The sequence below is a fragment of the Wolbachia endosymbiont (group A) of Ancistrocerus nigricornis genome (genome assembly GCF_947250785.1).
Lineage (GTDB): Bacteria > Pseudomonadota > Alphaproteobacteria > Rickettsiales > Anaplasmataceae > Wolbachia > Wolbachia pipientis.
Window position 1 is genome coordinate 85,024 of record NZ_OX366348.1, and the last position, 20,171, is coordinate 105,194.

At 35.4% G+C, this 20,171-nt stretch carries 19 protein-coding genes and 1 pseudogene; 15 read left to right on the forward strand and 5 right to left on the reverse strand.

Features of this window, described 5'->3' with window-relative positions; genetic code table 11:
• The first annotated feature begins 111 nt into the window (after positions 1-111).
• From OOK90_RS00440 to OOK90_RS00485, 10 genes and pseudogenes are all read left to right on the forward strand, one after another.
• Positions 112-1,875, forward strand: a complete 1,764-nt coding sequence (locus tag OOK90_RS00440) for an Rne/Rng family ribonuclease (protein WP_095742804.1) — start codon at positions 112-114, stop codon at positions 1,873-1,875.
• Between the two features lie 85 nt (positions 1,876-1,960).
• The gene (gene dnaK, locus OOK90_RS00445) at positions 1,961-3,883 is read left to right on the forward strand and encodes a molecular chaperone DnaK (RefSeq protein ID WP_264705935.1); all 1,923 of its coding nucleotides are present in this window, start codon (positions 1,961-1,963) and stop codon (positions 3,881-3,883) included.
• 70 nt (positions 3,884-3,953) lie between these two features.
• A complete protein-coding gene (locus tag OOK90_RS00450) occupies positions 3,954-4,238 on the forward strand; it encodes a BolA family protein (RefSeq protein WP_077188332.1) in 285 nt (94 codons plus the stop codon).
• A 7-nt stretch (positions 4,239-4,245) separates the two neighbouring features.
• Positions 4,246-5,479 (forward strand): annotated as a pseudogene (metC, locus tag OOK90_RS00455) (cystathionine beta-lyase).
• Positions 5,454-7,001 (forward strand): UDP-N-acetylmuramoyl-L-alanyl-D-glutamate--2,6-diaminopimelate ligase, encoded by a 1,548-nt coding sequence (gene murE / locus OOK90_RS00460; protein WP_264706159.1) that lies wholly within the window; start codon positions 5,454-5,456, stop codon positions 6,999-7,001. The pseudogene metC and the gene murE overlap by 26 nt, the downstream one beginning before the upstream one ends.
• A 165-nt stretch (positions 7,002-7,166) precedes the next feature.
• Positions 7,167-8,123, forward strand: a complete 957-nt coding sequence (locus OOK90_RS00465) for an IS5 family transposase (RefSeq protein ID WP_209472359.1) — start codon at positions 7,167-7,169, stop codon at positions 8,121-8,123.
• Positions 8,124-8,494: 371 nt separating this feature from the next.
• The gene (locus OOK90_RS00470; RefSeq protein WP_007548583.1) at positions 8,495-8,824 is read left to right on the forward strand and encodes an SWIM zinc finger family protein; all 330 of its coding nucleotides are present in this window, start codon (positions 8,495-8,497) and stop codon (positions 8,822-8,824) included.
• An 862-nt stretch (positions 8,825-9,686) separates the two neighbouring features.
• A complete protein-coding gene (ruvA, locus tag OOK90_RS00475) occupies positions 9,687-10,259 on the forward strand; it encodes a Holliday junction branch migration protein RuvA (RefSeq protein ID WP_209472514.1) in 573 nt (190 codons plus the stop codon).
• On the forward strand, positions 10,256-11,236 hold the full coding sequence (gene ruvB / locus OOK90_RS00480) for a Holliday junction branch migration DNA helicase RuvB (protein ID WP_264705936.1): 981 nt from the start codon (positions 10,256-10,258) through the stop codon (positions 11,234-11,236). The genes ruvA and ruvB overlap by 4 nt, the downstream gene beginning before the upstream one ends.
• A gap of 77 nt (positions 11,237-11,313) precedes the next feature.
• On the forward strand, positions 11,314-11,730 hold the full coding sequence (locus OOK90_RS00485; RefSeq protein ID WP_264705937.1) for a hypothetical protein: 417 nt from the start codon (positions 11,314-11,316) through the stop codon (positions 11,728-11,730).
• Here the strand turns inward: OOK90_RS00485 and OOK90_RS00490 are convergent.
• Positions 11,705-12,537 (reverse strand): IS5-like element ISWpi1 family transposase gene (locus OOK90_RS00490; RefSeq protein ID WP_094189578.1). Its coding sequence is split into 2 segments (ribosomal slippage): positions 11,705-12,168 and positions 12,168-12,537, totalling 834 coding nucleotides; the frame shifts between segments, so codons are not numbered across the junction. The genes OOK90_RS00485 and OOK90_RS00490 overlap by 26 nt on opposite strands.
• A gap of 157 nt (positions 12,538-12,694) precedes the next feature.
• On the opposite strand from OOK90_RS00490, the gene OOK90_RS00495 reads away from it, so the two are divergent.
• Together OOK90_RS00495 and OOK90_RS00500 are read left to right on the forward strand one after the other, a co-directional pair.
• Positions 12,695-13,150 carry a hypothetical protein gene (locus OOK90_RS00495; RefSeq protein ID WP_264705938.1) on the forward strand — a complete coding sequence of 152 codons (456 nt, stop codon included), beginning with the start codon at positions 12,695-12,697 and terminating at the stop codon, positions 13,148-13,150.
• 60 nt (positions 13,151-13,210) lie between these two features.
• Positions 13,211-13,750, forward strand: coding sequence for a DNA-3-methyladenine glycosylase (locus OOK90_RS00500; protein WP_038199418.1), 540 nt, complete (start codon positions 13,211-13,213; stop codon positions 13,748-13,750).
• Here the strand turns inward: OOK90_RS00500 and purF are convergent.
• From purF to OOK90_RS00515, 3 genes are read right to left on the reverse strand one after another with little or no spacing between them, the layout of a single operon-like run.
• Entirely contained in the window at positions 13,732-15,117 is a 1,386-nt protein-coding gene (purF, locus tag OOK90_RS00505) for an amidophosphoribosyltransferase (protein WP_010082377.1), read from the reverse strand. The genes OOK90_RS00500 and purF overlap by 19 nt on opposite strands.
• Before the next feature lie 25 nt (positions 15,118-15,142).
• On the reverse strand, positions 15,143-16,246 hold the full coding sequence (gene rodA / locus OOK90_RS00510) for a rod shape-determining protein RodA (RefSeq protein ID WP_253303503.1): 1,104 nt from the start codon (positions 16,244-16,246) through the stop codon (positions 15,143-15,145).
• A gap of 53 nt (positions 16,247-16,299) precedes the next feature.
• Complete coding sequence (locus OOK90_RS00515; RefSeq protein WP_264705939.1) at positions 16,300-17,766, reverse strand: proton-conducting transporter transmembrane domain-containing protein; 1,467 nt, start codon at positions 17,764-17,766, stop codon at positions 16,300-16,302.
• Between the two features lie 64 nt (positions 17,767-17,830).
• Here OOK90_RS00515 and OOK90_RS00520 point away from each other — a divergent pair, with 64 nt between their 5' ends.
• The 3 genes from OOK90_RS00520 to virB9 all read left to right on the forward strand — a co-directional run bounded on the left by OOK90_RS00520 (position 17,831) and on the right by virB9 (position 19,571).
• A complete protein-coding gene (locus OOK90_RS00520) occupies positions 17,831-18,145 on the forward strand; it encodes an NADH-ubiquinone oxidoreductase subunit NDUFA12 family protein (RefSeq protein WP_007548590.1) in 315 nt (104 codons plus the stop codon).
• A gap of 2 nt (positions 18,146-18,147) precedes the next feature.
• A complete protein-coding gene (gene mlaD / locus OOK90_RS00525; RefSeq protein WP_010082331.1) occupies positions 18,148-18,603 on the forward strand; it encodes an outer membrane lipid asymmetry maintenance protein MlaD in 456 nt (151 codons plus the stop codon).
• Between the two features lie 185 nt (positions 18,604-18,788).
• Positions 18,789-19,571 (forward strand): P-type conjugative transfer protein VirB9, encoded by a 783-nt coding sequence (gene virB9, locus OOK90_RS00530; RefSeq protein WP_010082330.1) that lies wholly within the window; start codon positions 18,789-18,791, stop codon positions 19,569-19,571.
• A 3-nt stretch (positions 19,572-19,574) separates the two neighbouring features.
• Here the strand turns inward: virB9 and OOK90_RS00535 are convergent, their stop codons facing one another.
• On the reverse strand, positions 19,575-20,171 hold the full coding sequence (locus OOK90_RS00535) for a ribonuclease HII (protein ID WP_010082329.1): 597 nt from the start codon (positions 20,169-20,171) through the stop codon (positions 19,575-19,577).

Here is a 20,171-nt window from a genome sequence, read left to right on the forward strand (position 1 = left end):
CGCAAAATACTAAAAGTCAATCGAATAATGCAGATTGCAAAATCCTTGACAATCAACAGTGCATTAAGTAGCATAAAGTTAACTTCAGAATAAAAAGCAAACGGTAAATAAGTGACAAATAGTGGTAAAAGGGTATTATTGATAGAAAATTCTATCTGTTCTAATGAGGTAAGAGTTGCCTTGTCAATTAATAACAAGGTTGTAGAATTTGAACAAGAATTCAAGGAAAAAAAACAATTAAGAGGTAATATATACGTTGCTTATATAAAGCGTATAGAGCCTTCTTTGCAAGCCGTATTTATTGAATATGGGAAAAATAAGCAAGGTTTTTTGTCTTTTTCCGAGATATCTCTAGATTACTTCAACATTCCAGAAAAAGAAAAGGAAACTATCTTTGAGGGCTACTCAAATGACGATTGTATAGAAGAAGCCTCAGCAAATGTTTCTTCAGATTCTGCAGCTAGTAAGAATGTCAACGGATCAGGTAGTGGTTTTGTAAGAGAGGTACCTTTATATAAAAAATACAAATTACAAGATGTTATTTCAGTAAATCAAAAAGTATTGGTCCAGCTAACTAAAGAGGAACGAGGCAATAAAGGAGCTTCATTTACAACATACATAACTTTAGTGGGTAGATACTGTGTTTTCATGCCAAATTCCATGAGCAAAGGTGGAGTGTCCCGCAGAATTGAAGATGCTAATGTCAGAAAGCAGTTAAAGGAGATACTGAGTTCAATAAACTTGCCAAAAAGATCAGGTTTAATAGTAAGAACTGTTGGTTCAGGAAAAAATAAGAAAGAAATTGAGCAGGATTACAATTACTTATCCTCATTATGGCAGAGCATTCAAAAAAATGCCTTCTCTGTAAACGTTCCATCATTAATTTACAATGAAGCAGATGTAATTATGAGATCTGTTCGTGATTTTTGTAGCGATGGTATAGAAGTTATAGTGTCTGGAAAGGAAGCTTTTGAGGCAGTTAGGCAATATGCTAACAATGCACTAAAAGGTAGTAAGTTGCGCTATAGATTGTATAGAGGTTATGCTCCGATCTTTACTTACTACGGAATCGAAGATCAAATTTCTGAGTTATATAGCAATAGAGTAGAATTGCCATCTGGTGGGTCTTTGATAATAACTTTAACTGAGGCGTTTGTTTCAATAGACGTAAATTCAGGAAAGATGACAGGAGAAGATAGCATAGAAGAAACAGCTTATAGAACCAACATGGAAGCAGTACCTGAAATATCAAGACAGGTGAATCTTAGGGGCCTATCAGGATTAATAGTAGTCGATTTTATTGATATGTTGAAATATCAGTATTGCAGAGCTGTTGAGTCTGCTATAAAGCAAGCGTTTAAAGATGATAAAGCTAAAGTTCAATTTAGCTACATAAATGACTTTGGTTTAATGGTATTTTCAAGACAAAGAATTAAACCAAACATACAAGAAATTAATACTACAGAGTGTTTACACTGCAAAGGTACTGGAAGAGTAAAATCAAACGAAGTAATTGTTTCATCAATACTAAGGGATTTACAACATATTGCTAACAAGAATCGAAATAAGTCTTTTGATTTAGTAGCACACAGTGCAGTTATAGCGCACATTTTTAATAACAAACGCAATACAGTTTCTACAATCGAAAAAGAGTTTAATATTACATTGAACGTTAGTATTGATAACAGTTTAGATGTAAATACATTTGTTTTAAAACAAGGAGATGATGTTAATTTAAACGGTTATAAGCCATTACAGAACTCTGGATACCAAATTGGGGATAGCAGCAATGAAGAAGCTGATAATTCAAATAAACTACGAGGCAATTTTTGGCTGACTAAGTGGCTTTCGCGCCTTTTAAGTTCTAATAACTAATTAGAAACCTAAATTGGGCTTGTAATTAATGAGCCCTATACTTATATATTCTTATATCAGATAATATTTACAATGGGTACTCATTATGGGAAGAGCAATAGGCATAGATCTCGGAACAACAAATTCTTGTGTTGCAATAATGCAGGGCAAGGATACAAAGGTAATAGAAAATAAAGAAGGGGCAAGAACTACTCCATCTATAGTTGCATTGACTTCTTCAGGAGAAAGGTTGATTGGTGCTTCAGCAAAAAGGCAAGCAACCACCAATGCAAGTAATACCTTTTTTGCTACTAAGAGATTAATAGGCCGTCAATATAGTGATCCTGAGATGAAAAATCTAAGTGTACCATACAAAGTATTTGCAGCAAAAAGTGGTGATGCATGGGTTAAAACAACTGATAATAAAGAATATTCTCCTAGTCAAATTGGTGCATTTATACTACAAAACATGAAAGAGGCAGCAGAAGCTTATCTTGGAGAGGAAGTAAAAGATGCTGTGATAACAGTGCCAGCATACTTCAACGACTCTCAACGTCAAGCAACAAAAGATGCAGGAAAAATTGCCGGATTAAATGTACTCAGAATAGTAAATGAACCGACTGCTGCAGCACTTGCTTATGGTCTTGATAAGAAACATGGGCACACAATAGTAGTATATGACCTTGGTGGTGGTACATTTGACGTTTCAATACTTGAAATAGGTGATGGAGTTTTCGAAGTGAAAGCAACAAACGGTGATACCCATCTTGGAGGTGAAGACTTTGATAATGGAGTAGTGAGTTATTTACTAGATGAATTCAAGAAAAGTAATGGCATTGATTTGAAAAATGATCCAATGGCTATGCAAAGAATCAAAGAAGCTGCTGAAAAAGCGAAAATTGAATTATCAAGTGCAATGGAAACGGAAATAAATCTACCGTTTATTACAGCTGATGCAAGTGGTCCAAAACACTTAAATATGAAATTAACGAGAGCAAAACTTGAAAGCTTAGTGAATGATTTAATCGAAAGAACTATGGCTCCTTGTAAAAAAGCTCTTGAGGATGCTGGTTTATCTGCTAGTCAAATTGGCGAAGTGGTTCTTGTTGGTGGCATGACTCGTATGCCAAAAGTCATAGAGAAAGTTAAAGAATTCTTTGGCAAAGATCCACATAGAGGAGTTAACCCTGATGAAGTTGTAGCAATTGGAGCTGCAATACAGGCGGGGATCATTCAAGGTGATGTAAGAGATGTGTTACTACTTGATGTGACCCCACTTTCTCTTGGTATTGAAACTCTAGGAGGAGTATTCACTCCACTTATTGAGCGTAATACTACAATTCCTACTAAAAAATCTCAGGTGTTTTCAACTGCAGAAGATAACCAAACAGCTGTTACAATTAAGGTGCATCAGGGTGAAAGAAAACTGGCAGTTGATAATAAGCTACTCGGTCAGTTTAGTTTGGAAGGGATACCTCCTGCTCCGCGCGGAAGGCCACAAATTGAAGTGACATTTGATATAGATGCAAATGGAATAGCACACGTTTCTGCAAAAGATAAAGCTACTGGAAAAGAGCAAAAAATACGCATTCAATCTTCAGGTGGTTTATCTGATGATGAAATAAATCGCATGGTAAAAGAAGCTGAAGAAAAAGCGCAAGAAGATGAAAAGCGCAAAAAGTTTATTGAAGTGAAGAATCAAGCGGATAGCTTAGTCCATTCTACAGAAAAGTCTCTGACAGAGTATGGTGATAAAGTTTCACCAGAAGATAGATCTGCTATTGAAAATGCAGTTAACGAATTAAAAGAAGTTAGTAAATCTGATAACATTGATGACGCTGATTCAATACAGCAGAAAGTCACTAATCTTTCTCAATTATCTATGAAACTTGGAGAAGCTATGTATCAAGCATCTCAACAAAATAGTGCTGAAAATGGCTTTTCATCAGAAGGAAATCCAAATGATAAAGAGGAAAAAGTAGTAGATTCTGATTATCAAGACATAGATAATAAAGAAGAGAATAAGTAATTGCGATTGTCATCCAAGTAGCTGATACTGGGATGACAAGAGGAGCATATTGTTGCTTAAAGAAACCATTATGGATATTATTAAAACAATAGAAGAAAAGATACGCGATTCGATAGATGTAATTGATATCAACATTATCGATGAATCAGCAAAGCATGCTGATCATTATTTTGCTTCATCTTCAACATTACCTTCGCACATTAAATTAATATTAATATCTGACGGCTTTATTGGAATGAGCGTTCTAAAAAGACACAAGTTGATTTATGAGTTATTGAAGGGTGAGATAGAGCTAATACATGCAATTTCTCTTCACTTGTATACGCAAGATGAGTACAATTTAAAAAATAAATAATAAAAATGTGAAGGAAGAGTCTATATTAGTTAAAGCAGGAAGAAAATTTAATGACTATAAAGGTTCCATGAACCCGCCAGTTTATCATTCTTCTACCATATTATTCCCTACTTACAAGGACTACTTAAATGCAGCAAATGGAGAAAGTATATACGATGTAATCAATGATGGTGTTGCAAGGGATTATAGCTACAGTAATGTTGGTACTCCTACTGTTCATTATCTTTCAAATGCACTGGCTGAAATTGAAGGGAGTGGACAAGCGCTTATTTATCCTTCCGGACTATTTGCACTTACTTTTGCTATTCTAACTTTCGCTAAAGCAGGCTCGCACGTTTTAATTCAAGATAATAGTTATTATAGGCTTAGGAGGTTTGCAGAAAATGAGCTACCAAAAAGAGGAACAGAAGTAACTTTTTATGATCCAACACAGGATATAACTGATTTAATTCAGAGTAATACTTCATTGATAATGATCGAGACTCCTGGTTCTGTAACGTTTGAGATTTCGAATATAGAGCATATAGTAAAAGTTGCTAAGGAACATAAAATTGTGACCGTTTGTGACAATTCATGGGCCACTCCTTTGTTATTTAAGCCGCTTGATTATGGAGTTGATGTTGCACTATATGCGGTGACAAAGTATCTAGCCGGTCACTCAGATTTAGTGATGGGAGCTATGGTTGCTGAAGGTGAAACTTTTAAATTGCTTTATGAGAGCTATAAAAATTATGGAGTAACCATTCAATCGCACGACTGCTACCTTGCACATAGGGGACTAAGAACACTGCACACACGTATAAAAAGGCACCAAAATACAGCAATGGAAGTGGCAAAGTGGCTAGAAAAACATTTAAAAATCAAAAAAGTTTTGTACCCAGCACTTCCCTCCCATCCTCAACACGAATTATGGAAAAGTTACTTCAAAGGAGCAAGTAGCGTATTCAGTATAATACTGGATAGAGAATATTCATGTGAAGAACTAAGCTGCATGGTTGATCATATGAAAATTTTTAGTATTGGTGCTTCTTGGGGAGGGTGCGACAGTTTGATATTACCAATAGATCGTAGATCTATGTCAAGATCTGTAATGAATTCAGATTATGGTGGAAGTTTCATGCGGATATTTTGTGGACTAGAAGATTCTGAGGATTTGATCTCTGATTTAAATGCTGCACTAGCAAGACTGCCATGTTTGAATATCAAAGCTGGCAGATGAAACTGAGAGAATTACTGCATAACATTATTGATGTTAACTTTGATATTGAAATCAAGGGCGTTACATGTAATCCCAAGAGAGTCAAGGAAGGTTATCTTTTTGTTTGTGTGTCAGAAAGGAGTAAAGAATACGCAACATGCGATACTGGAATCCATATCCTTCCTACTGAATCACAGTGTTACGTACACAACTGTGTAGACGTTGTGATACAAGGGGCCAAGAAAGATGTCATCCCAGTGCTTGACTACTTGGATCCAGAAAATTTAATTGCAAATGAGCACACTAGGCAATTGTATAATAAAAACTGGATTCCAGTGTCACGCACTGGAATGACAGATACTTCGAGCTTTGCAGTGCTTGAACACCCAAACCCTCAAGAAATATACAGCGAAATAGTCAGCAGGTTTTATCAATTCAAACAGCCCAAATATGTTGCTGCTGTAACTGGTACAAATGGTAAAACTTCAGTAGTAGAATTTTGCCGCCAGATCTGGCAAAACTCTGGCTATAATGCTGCGTCTATTGGAACACTTGGAACATGCATCAATAATGGCAGAAAAGGTAATAGCAACAGCCTTACCACTCCAGGTGCAGAAGACCTTTACGCAACATTGCGTGGTATAAGTGTAGAACACTTAGTGTTGGAATCATCAAGTCATGGGATTGATCAATACAGAATCCATGGATTAAAGTTGAGTGCTGCAGCTTTTACTAATTTCTCGCAAGATCATTTAGATTACCATAAAAGTCTTGGTGGATATTTAGAAACTAAAAAAAGGTTATTTTACGAAGTATTACCAGAAGGAAAAACAGCGATTTTAAATGCGGATATAGATGAATACGGCGCATTGCTTAAAATAGCTGAAAAACGCAGTAATAAAGTTGTGACTTATGGAAAAAAAGGCTCTGATATTACTTTATTAGAGCAAACATCAACCCCTAATGGTCAACATCTTACAGTAAAAATTGATAACCAAATTTACAATACATTTTTCCCAGTTTTAGGAAAATTTCAAGCATATAATCTGCTATGTGCAATTGGTATATCTGGATTAAATTACAGAGAAATATGCGTAGAAAAACTCGTTTCTCCACCAGGAAGAATGGAAAAAGTGAAACTTTTTGCATTCGTGGATTACGCTCATACTCCAAGTGCGCTTAAACAAGCCCTATTGTCTTTAAAATGGCATATCAACAAAAAAATAATTCTAGTTTTTGGATGCGGTGGAAATCGCGATCAGACGAAACGTTCAGAAATGGGCAAAATAGCACAAATGTATGCAGATAAAGTAATAATTACAGATGATAATTCGCGTGATGAAGATCCGGCAAAAATTCGCCACGATATTTTGCTACATTGCCCTGATGCACTGGAGATAGGAGGTAGGAGAGAAGCTATAGAGAAAGGCGTAGATATTGCCTATAACGAGGGTATGATTCTGCTAGTTGCAGGAAAGGGAAATGAGAAATTTCAAATTATAGGCAACCAAACTTTTGAATTTAGCGATGTTGAGGTTATTAAAAATCATGCCTTAACATACTGATTTTCGCAATGGGCTTACCTCCGCTAATGTGCGAATATTGAAGCAAAAGTGATGTCATCCCAGTGCTTGACACTGGGATGGCTTTGTTGCATAGCAACTGAAAAAATCTGGTGGCTACTGACAAAATTCATTATAAAATAGCCATTTAACCTTGAAAGAAAAAATATGCCACAAAAAATGAGGGTCAGTAACCATAGCGAATATAACAAATTTCTAGAAAAAAGAGGAAATATTTTTCATTATATCAACGAAGCCATAGAAAAGTGGTACGAGAATGGTCCAAAAATACCAGGTGGCAACAATATTTATAGCGATAAAGTTGTAATTTTGGTGCACATAATAACTTGTTTATTTAGAATAGGCCTGAGGCAAACAGTTGGGTTTATAGCAGGATACCTTGAGCAAATTGGGAAAAATTTGCAAGTTATCAGCTATTCACAATCATCAAGAAGGTTTAAGAAACTCAATATTAAGATCAATGATTGCAGAATTGATAAAAATAATATGGAAGATATCGAAATTGCTATAGACAGTACAGGAATTAGTATATACAACAACACTCCTGGTCATAGCAAAGAAAATAGCGAAGATAGAAAGTATCGCAGCTATGAACAGACAAGAAAATTGCATGTAATGTTGAATACAAACAGCAAAAAAGCCATAGCTGTAAAATACAGTAACGGTGTCTACTCTGATCACTATGGAGCTTGTGATTTGCTAAAAGAAGTCGATTTTCAGTATGTCATAAAAGTACTATATGCAGATAGGGCATATGACAGAGAAAAGCTCTATAAGCTGTGTAATCAATATGGTATAAAAACGAAAATTCCTCCGAAAAACAACGCAGCAGAGCATCCAAAGTTAGACTATATGGCTGAGAGAAATTCTGCAGTCAAGCTCATAAAGTCATATGATGAAGATAGTATAAAGAAGTGGAAAAAAGAGATGAGTTATGGAAAAAGATCTTATATAGAAAGTTTTTTCTCGCGACTGAAACAAACATTCGGGTTTAGTTTTAGGAATAAATCTGAGACAAATAGAGAGAAGGAACTACTTGTTAAATGCTATTTGCTCAATAAGTTCACTGATATTGGTATGGCTAAATTTGAGATAGCTTCATAAATTTATTGTGCGTTACCTACTATCCGAAGAGCGATGCAACAAAGCCCACTGGGATCCAGGAATTTTATTAAGTTGGTAAGTATAAAAGTAGCCGTTTTATGTTAAAACACAACGTTCTTGATGAGATTACGGCAAGGCTGGATTCCAGTGTCAGCTACTTTCATGACACCATTTGCTGTGCAATTTACCTTCAAAAATGAATGTTCATACAGTTATGGAATGAATCGCGGTATGACGTAGGGAAACCTTTCTTGAGTTAGCTATAGCACTATAAAATTGTCCGCAGGGCCATATAAAAGTCGTGGTGAGTTAATAAATTTTTATGGAAGAAAGGATATATTAGAAAATTGAGGGTTTTAAAGGAGGTAAAAATGAGACTGTATTATAAAGATATCACAGGTCTTATCAAAGAACCCTACCGCTCCAGAGGAAGGGATTATTTTGACAAAAGAAAGGTACAGATTATATCTGTTAATGAATCTCAAGCTAAATCAAAGGTAGTTGGATCAAATGTATATCGAGTAACACTAAAGCACGATGGTCCTCTTTTGAGTGGAACATGTTCCTGTCCTGCATTTGTGTATTATGGTCCATGTAAGCATATGGCTGCAACAGGTTTTGCTTTGGTTGCACTTGATAGAAAGGAGTATCGATCGTCTGCGCGCCCAGATGAACAGACTCTCTTTGAAAGGTTTTACTAAGAAAAACAAAGCAAGAGCTAATTTCAATAATTACTCGTTCCAGTAAACATTATCCTGAGATTTTTGAAGAACTAGAGGATAAAGAATATGAGCAATTTATTCAAAGTGAACTTTCAAAATCCGAGAATTATGTATAAAACAACCGGAAAGATGGTGAGATCAGGTAATCTATGGCTAAGACGTCATACCGCCGCGGTATCTCTTAGCCGCTAACACGTAGCGGGATGACGAGATGCCACCACGAACCGTCATACCGCGCGATTCATCCGCGGTATCTCTTAGCATAGATCCCGCTAACAAGCAGCGGGATGACGGTTGTCGTTTAGCTATAAACATTAAGAAATTTACCAAACGAAAAAAAAGGCAAAAAAAGCCCCATGATTGGCTAATTACTTACATTATACTTTCAAGTATGGCATTTTTTTATTCTAAACACTTAATAACCGCGATTCAGCTACTTTTAAACCGCAACTAATCTAAATTATAAACGTTAAGAAATTTACTAAACAGAAAAAAAGGCAAAAGAAACCCTAGGGTAGCTAGTTATTCACTATCCATTTTTTAAGTTGGCGTTTTTTTATGTTTTAAACGCTTTATAAGCGCGTTTCAGCTTATGTAGGTAGAAATTTTATAAGACATAAGGTGCACATAGTGCAAAAAATTAAACATGATACGCCAGATACGTGAGTTTTTTTGTCATTTAATCTGTACAGAGAAGATAAATAAATAGCTTCAGTGTTTATGATAAGGGGGCTGGCGGAGTTTGTCAAGTGGTTTTTTAGCCACGTTTCCCTGTTATAATGTTCGTTTGCTTGACCTAAGATCCGGGAGTATTTAAACTGAACTCTATATAGTGTTAAAAATGATAGGAAATCTAAGCGGAATAGTTGATGAAGTGCGCAGTGATCACATAATCCTGAATGTGAATGATGTTGGCTATATGGTGTATCTTTCAGCCAAAACTTTAAGTGCTTGTGCAATTGGAAGTAGAATCAAATTACTTATCGAAACCTATGCAAATAACAGAGAAAACACTACTCAGCTATATGGTTTTATAAGCGAAGAAGAACAGCAGTGCTTGAGGTTGCTAGTTAAAGTAAGCGGCGTTAGCTATAAAACTGCAATGTCAATTTTGGGCAAATTAACTCCAGAACAGCTATTTTTGGCAATTATGAATGAAGATAAAGTAGCACTCAAGATGAGCGGACTTGGCCTGAAACTCATAAATCGAATCATCACTGAATTGAGTGGCAAAGTGAGTAAACTAGAAATAAATAACAATAATTTTCATCCAATTAATGAAGATGCCCTTTCAGCATTGATCAATCTTGGGTATGAAAAAATGAAAGCTTATGATACGATAAAAAAATACAGGCCAAATCTGGACACTAAGGATATTATTCGCATGGCGCTTAAGGAGCTTTCAATACTATGAAATCAATATCGTGCGGTAAAGAATATACTGAAGATGTGCACAATATCAACATCAGGCCTGAACAACTTGATGATTTTGTCGGGCAAAAAGACTTAATACAAAATTTAAAAGTGTTTATAAACGCTGCACAGACGAGAACTGAAGCTTTAGATCACGTTTTATTATATGGTCCTCCAGGGCTTGGCAAAACAACTTTAGCACAAATTGTTTCTAAAGAATTAAGAGTTAGCTTTCGCGCAACTTCTGGTCCTTTACTTAGTAAAGCTGGAGATTTGGCCGCAGTGCTTACCACTTTAAATGCAAAAGATGTTCTATTTATCGACGAAATTCATAGATTAAATCGCAGCATCGAAGAAGTTTTATATACTGCTATGGAAGATTTTTGCCTGGACATATTAGTAGGTGAAGGTCCATCTACTCGCACTTTAAGGATAGATCTACCACCATTTACGCTAATTGGAGCAACAACACGGCTTGGATTACTTTCTGCGCCACTCAGAGATCGTTTTGGCATTCCTTTGCATCTTGAGTTTTATTCCTTTGAGGAGCTGGTTAATATTATAAAAAGAGGCGCAAGAGTTCTTTCTGCTGAAATTGAAGAGGATGCAGCACGGGAAATTGCCTGCCGTGCGCGCGGCACTCCAAGAATTGCTTTGAGGTTACTCAGAAGAATAAGGGATTTTGTTGAAGTGAAAGATGATAAAAAAATTACTTATGAAGTCGCTGATTCTGTATTACTAAAATTGGGTGTAGATAAAATGGGACTCAATAAACTTGATATGAATTATCTAAGATTTTTATTCAACACTTCAGGCCCTGTTGGAATTGACACCATATCTATTGCGCTATCCGAAGATGTTGGCAATATTGAAGAAACAGTAGAACCTTATTTAATCAAAATTAGTTTTGTAAAGCGCACACCAAGAGGGCGCGTTCTAACCGATCAAGCAAAGGAGTATTTGAGCTTTCAACATTAAACATCATAATTTATATTGACTAATTGGCGTGGTATCTACATGCTAACATTTATATATTAAAAATAATGGAGGCATATATGTTAACTAATAGCACTGAAACTGTATCTTTAATTGAAACTTCTTCTAATCTAAATATCAGTCCTTCTGATAATAATTCGATTTCGGATACTAAAAATGTACCTAAATCAACACTAGATGAGAATGTACCTAAATACGTCACTCTTAATAATGCAGAAGAATGGAATGAGTTCTTTATAATGCAGAACAACACTTCTACTAATACCACTAATAAAAAGAAACCAAAACCTTATATTCATAAGGATAGTAATGGTATATGTACATATACTGCTCGGGATGAGAATAAATATGGTGGTAAGAACATTATAGGCAAAATTGCTGAACAAATTAAAGAAGAGATATCTAAAAATATAGAAAATAATGATAGAGGTTGTCCGGAAACTAGTAAATTCAAGCATATTCCCTCTTTAACATAACCCTACTCATAGCTAGGTATATGAAATTCTCAGTGGATGTTGTGAGTAAATCATACTCCTTCGATAGCCTTCTATTCCTATTAACCCAAGCAAAAGTCCTTTCTACAACCCATCTTCTTGGCTGTACTTTAAACCCTTGTTCTCTTGTTGGTAGTAGCTCAGGTGGCGTATCTTTGTGCACCCAAAATCTACATGGAGGCCTTTTAACAATTTCAATATCTATGTCATATTCTTCCTTTATGTGATTCTTTAAATTTCTTCCTTGGTATCCCATGTCAGCCCACATTTTTTTAACTTTAGTATATTTTGTTCTCATATTGTTTAATGCTATTTTAATACCATCTCTATCATTTTCGTTAGCAGCGCCTACGTAACAACCTAGTATAAAACCCTGAGTGTCTGTAATTATATGCCTTTTTCTACCCTTTACTTTTTTACTTCCATCATAGCCTTTGATCCCCCCTTTTCTGTAGTCTTTACAGATTGACTATCTACTATACAGGCACTCGGCTGCTCATTCCTTCCTATTTTTCTTCTACTATATTTTGTAATTTCATAATTCATTTTCTCAAAAATTCCCTGCTTCTTCCATTGCCTGAACTGCTCATACACAGTCTTCCATAGCGGAAAATCATTTGGTAAATACCGCCATTGACACCCTGTACGCAATACATAGAAAATTGCTTCTAATATTTCTCTTTTGCTATACTTTGGCGGCCTTCCTCCTTTCTTGTATGATACTCTGAAGTGTTTTTCTATTCTTGCCCATTCCCTTTCGCTTAGATCTGTTGGATACTTTTTTCTCATCTTTACCCCGTACTAAAATTTCAGATATTATAGCCTTTTACTTGTTTCCGGACAACCTCATATAGAATTTATAAAACTTAAAGAAAGCAAAAATGAAGATAATATTATTGAGCCTGCCGTAAGAATTGCGATAGGTAGTAATACAAAAGAAATAAGCATGAGTGACATTCTAAATAACGATTTGTGTAAACAATATGGCGTGAAAGCAATTACATTATTGCTACCTCAAAGTAAAGCAAGGGGGCTACGTTGCCGGGTTGATGAACATGGAACAAGAATTTATGAAGTAGCTAATGGGTCATATCAAATGACTTTAAAGTGGAATGCTCAAGGAAAAGAATGTAATATTAAAATTAATATTCATGATAATGGCTCCGTAGAACTTATTGAGGGTAATGGTGTTACTATGGAGCAATTAGCTGCACATAAAGAAGTAAAAGTAGGAAGGCAATATGAAGCAAAGCCTTTACATGAAGTGTTAGCATCACAATTGCCACAAACACAATTACAACAAAGCTCTGAAGAAGTAAAATTTTTGGAGCAGCATTCAACAAATGTAGAAGACTTGAGCGGCGCATCACAAAAGCATCAAGCTCCTGCTGCTTCAAAATAGGTAAAGTAGTGAAAATTCAGTATAAGTTGCTTGCATCTGCAAGTAACTTATACTTTTATGATGAGCAACACAATACTACCAAGAAATTTCTACGAGCGGCCAACTTTGGTTGTAGCCGGGGAGTTACTAGGAAAGATGCTGAAATTTTCTAACTTTAGTGGAATAATAACCGAAGTTGAAGCCTATATAGGAATGAGTGACCCAGCTTGTCATGCAGCTAAGGGTTATACTAACCGAACCTCAGTAATGTTTGGTATGCCGGGGTTTTCATATGTGTACTTTATATATGGAATGTATTACTGTTTAAATATTGTAACAGAAGCAGAAGGGTTCCCAGCAGCAGTGTTAATACGGGGATTAAAGCTCATTGAACCGCTTGAGGCAAATTTAGGTGGGCCAGGAATATTGTGTAAAAGATTAAATATTACAAAAGAACATAACAAACAGGACCTTACTATAAGCCACGAATTTTGTGTTTATGAATCTCACCTCAAACCAGATTATGTGTGCACTCCGAGAATCGGAATTAGTAAAGGCCAAGAGAAATTTTGGCGGTTTAAAAACTTAAGATCTTGCGTAGACTATTTGCCAATTGGATAATCACCAGTGAAACAAGCATCACAATATTGTGGTGTAGCATTGTTACGCACTTCTCCTTTAACAGCCTGATATAATCCATCAATACTCAAGAAGGCTAGGCTATCTACTCCTATAACTTCCTTAATTTCCTCTACAGATTTATTTGCAGCAATTAAATCTTTGCACTCTGGCGTATCTATTCCATAAAAACAAGAATGCTTAATTGGTGGGCTTGAAATTTTGAGGTGAATCTCTTTTACTCCTGCATCCTTTAGCATAACTATTATATTTGTTAACGTACTACCACGCACTATACTATCATCTATTAAAATTATGTTTTTACCTTTCAAAGTGTGCTTATTAGCATTGAATTTTAATTTTATTCTAACTTTACGTACTTCAGCGGTTGGTTGTATAAAAGTTCTTCCTATGTAATGATTACGAATTATTCCCAGTTCCATAGGTAATCCTGAATGCTTTGCATATCCAATAGCTGCAGGTATTCCAGAATCAGGTATTGGTACAACCATATCTACATTGTTTTTTGGTGGGCTCTCTTCTGCAAGTATTCTTCCTATTTCTTTTCTTGTATCGTATATAGACCTATTCTCCATTATGCTGTCTGGTCTTGAAAAATAAACGTATTCAAAAATACAAAAACTTGATTTTTGCTGTGGGAAAGGAAACATTGAGGCTAGCTTACTACCCGAACTGATGGTAACTAATTCGCCTGGTTCTATTTCTCTAACAAACTCTGCATTTATTATATCAAGAGCACAAGTTTCAGATGCAAGAACGTAAGAACCGTTTAACTTTCCTAAAACAAGAGGCCTGATTCCAGATGAATCACGTACTCCAATAACTACTTCTTGATTGATTGCAACAAAAGAATAAGCACCTTGTATTTGCTTTAATGCATATATAAAACTCTCTAAAAAGCTATCTTTTTCACCGCTTGCTGTCAGATGCACTACTACTTCTGTATCAATATCTGACTGAAAAACGCACTCTTGTTTAATCAATTGTTCGCGTATCGGAGAAATATTAATTAAATTACCATTATGTGCTATGGCGAAATCCCCAAATTTTCCACTTTTGCTAAACATGGGCTGCACTCCAAATTTATTACCACTTGTTGAGTATCGAACATGACCTATTGCACAATCTCCAGGTAAGGATTTCTTTATTTCATCTATATCATCAAATACGCTGCTCACTTGACCTTGAAAGTGATAAGAGTGCAGCTTATCGTTGTTACTGGTTACTACGCCAAAAGACTCTTGACCTCTATGCTGCAAAGCGTGGAGAGCAAGTATAGAGTTAAAAGCAGCACTTTGGTTGCAACTTATGCCAAATACCCCACATTCCTCACGCATTTCATCTAGCATAAAAACTATTAAGTAAAATTTAATTTTACTTTAGCATAGGTAAAATACAAGCATTTTGTTGTTCATCTGCTTTTATTGCCAGCAATAATCCTATGCATATTAAGCTTGCAGCAGTTGTACTTCCTCCATAGGACAGAAATGGCAATGGGTCGCCTATCACAGGTAAGAGGCCCATTGTCATTCCGATGTTTATAAAGAAATGAGCACTAAAAAAGGCGAAAATGCCGATAGATACCGACTTAGAAAAATAATTTTTCGACCTATAAGCGATAGAGAAAATTATGCCAAGTAATGAGGTATAAAGCAAAATTAAAGCCATGCTACCTAAAAATCCCCATTCCTCACTCAGCACTGCAAAAGCAAAATCTGTACGTTTCTCCGGCAAAAATCCAAGTTGAGTTTGACTTCCGTTAACAAAGCCCTTACCAAGCAAACCTCCTGAACCAATAGCTATCTGAGATTGCTGCGCATTATAACCTATTCCAAGTGGATCCACTGATGAATCCAAAAACGACAATATCCTTTGCTTGTGATAAGGACGTAAAAAAGGCCAAATAGCCGGTACTGCAAAAATGCCAAGCGTTCCACATATTACCGAATGAGATCTTTTTATTATTGCTGTGAATATAATTGATATCCCTATAAATAACATTATCACAGCTGTGCCTAAATTAGGTTGCTTTAACACCAAGAACACGGGTAAGAAAATAATTATAAGTGCCTTAAGCAATCTTTTAAATTCCATCATTTTATATACACTCTGCTTATCAAAATAGCGAGCAAGCGCAAGTATTAAGCCTACTTTTGCAAATTCTGATGGTTGCAAACTAATTGATCCAATTCTTATCCACCTTGTTGCACCCATTATGTGTGAGCCAAAAAAATTCACTACTAATAGCGAAATCACTGCTGCTACATAAAAAAAGTAGGCGTGCTTCAAATAAAAATCTAGCTCTATGAATGACATAGCTATAGCAAGTAGGAAAAAGAAGGAGAATATGACCAGTTGGTGAATCGCAAATGGCACCCACTTTCCTCCAGCAGAAGAGTATTGAACAACAATGCCAACGCAAAACAGCGCTATCACGTTAATGACTAACAACCAATGAATCTTCTTCAGTCTATCCACAATAAAGACCTTATAACCTTAAAGTATAGTAAAATATGAAACAAAGATAAAAATCAAAAAACCAACTTCTCAACTACTAACCGAATTGGAGTGCTATATATTCCAGTTACTACTGTTAAAACTGCCATAAACAATAGACAGAAAAGCATAGGAAATGGCACATCATTAATTTTGTCCGGTGTCATTCCAGTGCGTGACGTTGCATCATTTTCAAAATACATTTTCTCTACCATCTTCCACATATATATCAATGCAAGGAAAGAGCCAGCAGCAAATGTTACAAGGGAAATCCACGCATGAGATTCGATAATTGCTTTCATTATATACCACTTGCTTACAAAGCCATTTGTTAAAGGCACACCGATTAATGCTAAACTGAGTAGAGTGAACGCAAGTGCTGTATAAGGCATTGATTTCTTGAGTCCCGATAAATTCTCTATTTTTGTTGTATCAAATTTGTAAGAAATACATCCTGCAGCCATAAATAAAGATGTTTTTATTATGCTGTGGTTTACTATGTGAAGAATTGCTGCAAATACACCTGTTTTTGAGTTAAAACTCAGTGCTAAAATTATATAACCAATTTGGCTAATACTAGAGTGAGCAAGCAGTCTTTTTATGTCTTTTGCGGTTATTGCAAATATCGACCCAAATATAACAGCGCAAAGTGCGAGGATAATTATCACGTTGCTTAGTGATGGTTTAAATAAGAAGAAATTTTGATGAAAAACAGTATAAAAGATTCTGATGAAAACATATATCATCACTTTTGTCACTGTGCCTGAAAAGAATATGCTAATGAAACTTGGCGCCTCACTATATGCATTAACCAGCCACCTGCTTAATGGAAACAGTGCCATTTTGATTGAGAGACCAATAAAAATGAACAACGTGCCAAGTTTTATGATGTTGTTATCGTGTAATGGAACTATTCTTTCAGCCATGTCAGACATATTGAGCGTTCCAGTCATTGAATACAAGAGCCCGATGCCAAATAAATAAAATGTTGCGCCTATTGTTCCACTAATTAGATATTCAAATGCTGCAACCAAGGCTTTTTTATCCCTTCCCATTGAAACTAATACATAAGAAGAAAGAGATGAAATTTCCAAGAAAACGTAAAGGTTAAATATGTCGTTTGTTACTAGAATCCCGAACAGTCCGCTTAAGCACAGTAGAAATAGAGAGTAAAAACCAGTGATTTTGTTTTTGCTAATTTCTTTTTCGTTAATATAAAAGCTATAAAGCACGCTAATCAGCGCTATAAAATTCACCAAAGTTAGAATCAAGGAGTTCAACACGTCGATTCTTAACTCTATGCCGTACGGGGGAGCCCAATCCCCAAGGTGATAAGTTATAATTTCGCCTTTATATGTTTTAATGAGTAGTATTGATGAAATGATAAGAGTGATTGTTGTTGCAATAAAAGAAATAAACCAAGATACCTTGTGTTTCTTGGCAAGAAAGCAAAACATTGATGCAATTATTGGGATAATAACTTGTAAAATTGGTAATTGCATTAAATTGTTGTTAATATATCGTTAAAGTATTAGTATATATAATACTTTTTGTTTTAATACCCTTATGTTATCTAAAATTTGTAACGCAATAAAACGCCTATTACGAAGAGAAGATAAATTTGTAGGAAGAGATGAAAATGGAAATTCTTACTATGAATCAAGTAAAGGAAAAAGGTGGGTTATGTATAGCAGTGTCTCTGAGCCTACAACAGTGCCTCCGGAATGGCATATATGGCTTCACTATACTGATAATGTAGTACCAGTTAATAATAAAAAAAGAAAAGTAAAACATACTCCTAATTTAACGGGTACAAAAGATGCATACTATCCAAACCAAAAAGTGAAAAATTACTATAAAAGCTGGAGTCCTGATAACTAAAGATGCGAAGGTCAAATATACTTGAAATAACCGCTGGATTATTTGTATTAATTTTCACTATTTTTCTGATTTTCTTTGCTATTGATAAGCTATCTTACATAAAGAAAAACTATAAGGATTGCAATAAAATATATGGTCTTTTTGCTAACGCTAACGGTATAGGAGTTGGTGATAGTGTCAAGATCTCTGGTGTAGATGTTGGAAGCATAACTGGTGTATCACTTGACAAAGCTACCTACGTAGCACGAATCGATATGTGTATAAGCAAAGACATAAAATTGCCAATTGATAGTTCAGCTCTGATCACTAGCAGTGGAGTTGTTGGCAGTAAATTTGTTAATATATCACCTGGATCAGATATTAAACTAATCTTGCATGGTGGTAAAATAGAGTATACTCAAGCTGAAGCAAATATGGGTGGAATAATGGACAGAATTCTTGGTATGTTTACAAAGTGAAAATGGCAGGATTCCAAGTATATCCGTTCAGGTAAAGCCTCCTGTAGTTCTAAAGTATTTAAGGAGTTTGCCTTATTTCTTGCCTTTTCTACCGCTTGCTTTGGGGTTTATAGTATAGAAAGTGCCTTAATAGTTGCAGTGCATGTCTATCAATGATAAAATGAAAATTAATTTATTTTGATATTATGATTGGTTTACTGTTTGCCGTACTGTTGTTCCTCTGTGGTAGTGATGCACTTGCAAAACAGGAGCCACGTTCAATAGCTGGAGATAATCACATAAAGGTGATAAATTATAACCCACAAGCTATACATAAGTATACGGGTTTTTATGGTTATCAGTCCAGTATATTGTTTGAACCAGGGGAGGTAATACAAAACCTTTCAATGGGTGATTCAACTGGTTGGCAACTCCTTCCTCAAGGTAATAGATTGTTTATTAAGCCTATAGATGATATTGCCGATACTAATGCAACTATAATTACCAATAAAAGAGTTTATTACTTTGAACTTCATGCTGAAGAAGCAACTGGACTAGATGATCCAAGATTAGCATATGAAGTAAGGTTTCTTTATCCACTATTTAGCAGTGATGAGATTTACACAACAAATAACGGTGATATCTTCGAACAAGCTAGTCATACCATTATTCCTGATATCAATGATATTGAAGTTGTAAAGAAGGGATTAAATTTTAATTATTCCATCTCGCACGTCAAAGGTAGTCAGTCAATAATACCAATTAAGGTTTTTGATGACGGAAAATTTACATATCTACAATTCAATAAAATAAACTCTGATTTTCCGGCAGTTTTTATGGTTGATTCTGCAGGATATGAGTCTTTAGTAAATTTCCGTACAGTTGATAACTACCTGATAATCGAAAGGGTAAGTTCAGTGTTTACCTTAAGGAATGGATCGAGTACAGTTTGCCTATTTAATGAAACCATACCTTTCAAAAAAGGGTAAAGGCTATAATGCCCGAGATATGGGTGCAAAATTTTTTCTATGATGTTCTGTAATTCCATAAAGGCCAATAGCGTTAAGGTGCTCTTTTGTCCCATATCCTTTATTTTTATACCAATTATATTCAGGATGCTTATTATGCAATTCTTGCATAAGCCGATCTCTCGTAACTTTTGCAACGATTGAAGCTGCTGCAATTGATGTACTCAAATTATCACCATTTACTATGGATTTCACTTGCCATTTCACTTCAGGTGGTTGATTACCATCAACTAGTACATAATCTAATTCTAGGTCCAAGTCTATCAACGCACGTTTCATTGAAAGCTTTGTTGCTTGCAAGATATTGTATGAATTTATTTCTTCTACGCTTGCCATTCCTATACCAAATTTTGCAACGGATGTTATTTTTTCATATAGGACTTGCCTACATTGAGGAGTCAACTTTTTCGAGTCGTTGATTCCATCAATAATTGTATTTCTATCAATAAACACTACGGCTGCGGATATTACTGGACCAGCTAGCGGACCTCTTCCAACTTCATCCACTCCTGCTATCACTCCTGATAATTTATTTTCTAATGTAAAGTCTGGGTATTTCAT

What these genes read in the sequence shown, in the direction of transcription:
- mlaD (WP_010082331.1), top strand. Translation starts at nt 18,148, where the DNA reads ATGCGAAGGTCAAATATACTTGAAATAACCGCTGGATTATTTGTATTA.
- murE (WP_264706159.1), top strand. Translation starts at nt 5,454, where the DNA reads ATGAAACTGAGAGAATTACTGCATAACATTATTGATGTTAACTTTGAT.
- OOK90_RS00470 (WP_007548583.1), top strand. Translation starts at nt 8,495, where the DNA reads ATGAGACTGTATTATAAAGATATCACAGGTCTTATCAAAGAACCCTAC.
- OOK90_RS00495 (WP_264705938.1), top strand. Translation starts at nt 12,695, where the DNA reads ATGAGTGACATTCTAAATAACGATTTGTGTAAACAATATGGCGTGAAA.
- OOK90_RS00485 (WP_264705937.1), top strand. Translation starts at nt 11,314, where the DNA reads ATGTTAACTAATAGCACTGAAACTGTATCTTTAATTGAAACTTCTTCT.
- ruvB (WP_264705936.1), top strand. Translation starts at nt 10,256, where the DNA reads ATGAAATCAATATCGTGCGGTAAAGAATATACTGAAGATGTGCACAAT.
- OOK90_RS00450 (WP_077188332.1), top strand. Translation starts at nt 3,954, where the DNA reads ATGGATATTATTAAAACAATAGAAGAAAAGATACGCGATTCGATAGAT.
- virB9 (WP_010082330.1), top strand. Translation starts at nt 18,789, where the DNA reads ATGATTGGTTTACTGTTTGCCGTACTGTTGTTCCTCTGTGGTAGTGAT.
- OOK90_RS00520 (WP_007548590.1), top strand. Translation starts at nt 17,831, where the DNA reads ATGTTATCTAAAATTTGTAACGCAATAAAACGCCTATTACGAAGAGAA.
- OOK90_RS00465 (WP_209472359.1), top strand. Translation starts at nt 7,167, where the DNA reads ATGCCACAAAAAATGAGGGTCAGTAACCATAGCGAATATAACAAATTT.
- purF (WP_010082377.1), bottom strand. Translation starts at nt 15,117, where the DNA reads ATGCTAGATGAAATGCGTGAGGAATGTGGGGTATTTGGCATAAGTTGC.
- dnaK (WP_264705935.1), top strand. Translation starts at nt 1,961, where the DNA reads ATGGGAAGAGCAATAGGCATAGATCTCGGAACAACAAATTCTTGTGTT.
- OOK90_RS00535 (WP_010082329.1), bottom strand. Translation starts at nt 20,171, where the DNA reads ATGAAATACCCAGACTTTACATTAGAAAATAAATTATCAGGAGTGATA.
- OOK90_RS00515 (WP_264705939.1), bottom strand. Translation starts at nt 17,766, where the DNA reads ATGCAATTACCAATTTTACAAGTTATTATCCCAATAATTGCATCAATG.
- ruvA (WP_209472514.1), top strand. Translation starts at nt 9,687, where the DNA reads ATGATAGGAAATCTAAGCGGAATAGTTGATGAAGTGCGCAGTGATCAC.
- OOK90_RS00500 (WP_038199418.1), top strand. Translation starts at nt 13,211, where the DNA reads ATGAGCAACACAATACTACCAAGAAATTTCTACGAGCGGCCAACTTTG.